The 3,468-nt window shown below is 65.3% G+C and carries 5 protein-coding genes; 3 read left to right on the forward strand and 2 right to left on the reverse strand.

Annotated features, from left to right (window positions below; translation table 11 throughout):
- Positions 1-47: 47 nt before the first annotated feature.
- Entirely contained in the window at positions 48-833 is a 786-nt protein-coding gene (locus tag ABYB95_RS19640; RefSeq protein WP_372660763.1) for an SDR family NAD(P)-dependent oxidoreductase, read from the forward strand.
- On the opposite strand, the gene ABYB95_RS19645 is transcribed toward ABYB95_RS19640, so the two are convergent.
- Together ABYB95_RS19645 and ABYB95_RS19650 are read right to left on the reverse strand one after the other, a co-directional pair.
- Positions 815-2,062 (reverse strand): MFS transporter, encoded by a 1,248-nt coding sequence (locus ABYB95_RS19645; RefSeq protein WP_372660766.1) that lies wholly within the window; start codon positions 2,060-2,062, stop codon positions 815-817. The genes ABYB95_RS19640 and ABYB95_RS19645 overlap by 19 nt on opposite strands.
- Positions 2,049-2,525, reverse strand: coding sequence for a MarR family winged helix-turn-helix transcriptional regulator (locus ABYB95_RS19650; protein WP_372660769.1), 477 nt, complete (start codon positions 2,523-2,525; stop codon positions 2,049-2,051). Before ABYB95_RS19650 ends, ABYB95_RS19645 begins: the two co-directional genes overlap by 14 nt.
- A 51-nt stretch (positions 2,526-2,576) precedes the next feature.
- On the opposite strand from ABYB95_RS19650, the gene ABYB95_RS19655 reads away from it, so the two are divergent.
- Entirely contained in the window at positions 2,577-3,119 is a 543-nt protein-coding gene (locus ABYB95_RS19655) for a PaaI family thioesterase (protein ID WP_372660772.1), read from the forward strand.
- 5 nt (positions 3,120-3,124) lie between these two features.
- A partial coding sequence (gene gloA, locus ABYB95_RS19660) for a lactoylglutathione lyase (RefSeq protein WP_372660775.1) occupies positions 3,125-3,468 on the forward strand: 344 nt, incomplete at its 3' end.

The raw sequence follows: 3,468 nt of genomic DNA on the forward strand, positions 1-3,468 counted from the left end.
CCTTTCGCACTTGGAAAAATAGTGTGAACAGGCCCTAACATCTGCGCATGCAAGCCCACACCATTTCCCCCGTGCATTTCGGCCACCAAGACCGCGTGGTCATCGTCACCGGGGGCGCGCAAGGCATTGGCGCGGCCTGTGTGCGCCGCTTCGCGCGCGAGGGTGCCCGGCTCGTCATCGCCGACGTGGCCGATGCGCCCGGCAAGGCGCTGGCCACCGAAATCGGCGCGCTGTACCGGCACTGCGATGTCGGCGACAAGCTGGACGTGGACGATCTCGTGGCCAAGACCTTGGCCACCCACGGCCGCATCGACGTGCTGGTGAACAACGCTGGCATCTTCAAGGCCGCCGATTTTCTCGACGTGAGCGAAGAGGACTTTGATGCCGTGCTGCGGGTCAACCTCAAGGGCGCCTTCCTCATGGGCCAGGCCGTGGCGCGGGTCATGCGCGGCCAGGGTGGTGGCAACATCGTCAACATGAGTTCGGTCAACGGTGTGCTGGCCATTCCCAACATCGCCAGCTACAACGTGAGCAAGGGCGGCATCAACCAGCTCACCCGCGTCATGGCGCTGGCCTTGGCCGAACACGGCATCCGCGTCAACGCCGTGGCGCCCGGCACGATTGCCACCGAACTGGCGGCGCAAGCGGTGCTGACCAGCGAAGCGGCCAAGGCCAAGATACTGAGCCGCACGCCCATGAAACGCCTGGGCGAGCCGGCCGAGATCGCCGACGTGGTGGCCTGGCTCGCCAGCGACGCGGCCAGCTACGTCACCGGCGAGATCGTGGTGGTCGACGGCGGACGCATGACGCTCAACTACACCGTGCCGGTCTGAACGCCGACCCGCACCACCGGTGCTTCGCGAATCGGCAGGTGCACCAGCGCCGCGCCCACCGCCAGCACGATGTCGATGTACCAGATCCAGTCGTAAGAGCCGGTGGCCTCAAACACCTGACCACCCAGCCAGGCGCCCAGAAAGCCGCCCACCTGGTGCGACAGCATGACCAGACCAAACAGCATGGCCATGTTGCCGGTGCCGAAAAACTTGGCCACCAGACCCACCGTGGGCGGCACGGTGGACAAGAAGGTCAGGCCCATCACGCCGGCAAAGACCAGCATCACCGCTTCGGTCTTGGGGGCGAACAAAAACACCAGCACCGCCACCGCGCGCGTGGCGTACACCAGGGCCAGCAAAGATTTCATGCGCCAGCGGCCCACCGCCCAACCCATGGCCAAGCTGCCCACGATGTTGAACAAACCGATGATGCCCAAGGCCCAGGCACCCACGGGGGCGGGCAAGCCACAAGCGGCGATCACGCCCGGCAGGTGCGTGGCCAGAAAAGCCACGTGAAAACCACAGACAAAAAACCCCGCCGACAGCAACCAGTAGCCGGAGTGGGCAAAGGCCTGCGCCATGGCTTGCCGCGCGGGCTTGGCGGCGCTGGGCGCGCTGCTCGGCCCCGCAGCGGCAAAACCCGGACCACGCAACACCCAGGCGGCGGGCAAGGCCAGCAAGACGATCAAACCCAGCACCTGTAGCGCGTTCACCCAGCCCAGGCCCATGGTCAACGCGGCGGCCAAAGGTGCCATCAAAAACTGACCGAAAGAGCCGCCCGCGTTGACCACGCCCGTGGCCATGCCGCGCCGCTCGGGCGGCATGAGGCGCGCCGTGGCCGCCATCAACACCGAAGGCCCGGCCATGCCCGCGCCACCGGCCGACAGCACACCGATGGCCACGATCAGGCCTGCGGTGGTGGTCATGAGCGGCGTGAGGTAAGTGCCCAGTGCCACCAGCAGCACACCGGCCAACAAGACCCGGCCCGCGCCCACCTTGTCGGCCACGGCACCAGCGAACGGCTGGGTCAGCCCCCACCAGAGCTGGCCAAACGCAAACGCCAGGCTGATGCTGCCCACGCCCAGACCGGTGGCGGTGTTCAGCGGCGAGAGAAAAAAGCCCATGGTCTGGCGCGTGCCCATGGTCAGCGCAAAAGTACCGGCCGCGGCCAGCAGCACCAGCCACCACAGTTGCGGCGCGCGGGTGGCACGGTGTTCAGTTGAGGTCATCGTCTTCCCCTGTGTGAAAAGCGGCCAGGCCCAGGTCCAGCAATTCGTGCAAAGCCAGCACGGTGTTCTGGCCCAATTTCTGGTTCAGCGCGAGTTGCGCGGCCTTCCACTGCGCTTGCGCCTGGCGGCGCATGTCGCGCCCGGCATCGGTGATGTGGATGAGGCGGCTGCGCGCGTTGACGCCCTCGCCCAGCTCCACCCAGCCAGCGGCCACCAGCGGCTGCAAATTGCGCGTGAGCGTGGACGCCCCGAGTTCCATGCGCCGCGCCAGCTCGCCCGGCGCCAGCGGCCCGAGTTTGTCGATGTGCGCGAGCAGCGAGTACTGGGTGATCTTGAGCCCGGCCTGCGCCAGATGCTGGTCGTAGTGCTGGGTCACGCGCCGGGTGAGCTGGCGCAGTTTGAAGTTGGTACAACCGCTCGGGGTCTTGGACGCAGCAGGTGTAGCGAAGGTGTCAGCAGCCATGGCATGATTGTATCTACAATTATTGTATATACAACTTTTAAGGAAAATGCCATGAGCGCGTCCGACAATCTGGAGCAATGGTTGGCCCAAGAGCGGGAAGTTTTGCAAGTGCTGGCGGCGGGCCCTGGCCCTGGCGTGGCCAAACCGGAACAGATCGCGGGCAAAACCGGCATGGAGGTGATGCAGGCGATGCTGCGCGGAGAGATTCCACACGCGGCCATTGCGAGCACGCTGGATTTTCTGGTGATCGGTCTGGCCGATGGCGAGGCGGTTTTTCAAGGCACGCCCGGACCACAGCACTTCAACCCCATGGGCACCGTGCACGGCGGCTGGTTCGCCACCATGCTCGATTCCGCCCTGGGTTGCGCGGTCCACACCAAAATGCCGCCAGGCCGTGGCTACACCACCGCCGAACTGAGCGTGAACATCGTGCGCGCCCTCACACCCAAGGTACCGCGCGTGCGCGCCATCGGCCGCGTGATCCATTGCGGGCGCCAGCTCGCGACTGCCGACGCGAAACTCATCGGCCCCGACGGCACGCTGTACGCCCATGCCACAACGACCTGCCTGGTCTTTGAGATGAAGCCACAATAGCGCACATGCGACTTCTACACACCATGCTCCGAGTGGGCAACCTGCAACGCTCCATCGACTTCTACACCCAGGTGCTGGGCATGACTTTGTTGCGCACCTCGGAAAACCCGGAATACAAATACACCCTGGCCTTTGTGGGCTACGGCAAAAATCCGGACCACGCCGAGCTCGAACTCACCTACAACTGGGGCACCGAGTCCTATGAAATGGGCACGGCCTATGGCCACATCGCCCTGGGCGTGCCCGACGCGGTCACCGCCTGCGAAAAAATCAAGGCCGCTGGCGGCAACGTGACGCGCGAGGCCGGCCCGGTCAAGGGGGGCAGCACCATCATCGCCTTCGTCACCGA

The sequence above is a fragment of the Hydrogenophaga sp. genome, from assembly GCF_041633695.1.
GTDB lineage: Bacteria > Pseudomonadota > Gammaproteobacteria > Burkholderiales > Burkholderiaceae_C > Hydrogenophaga.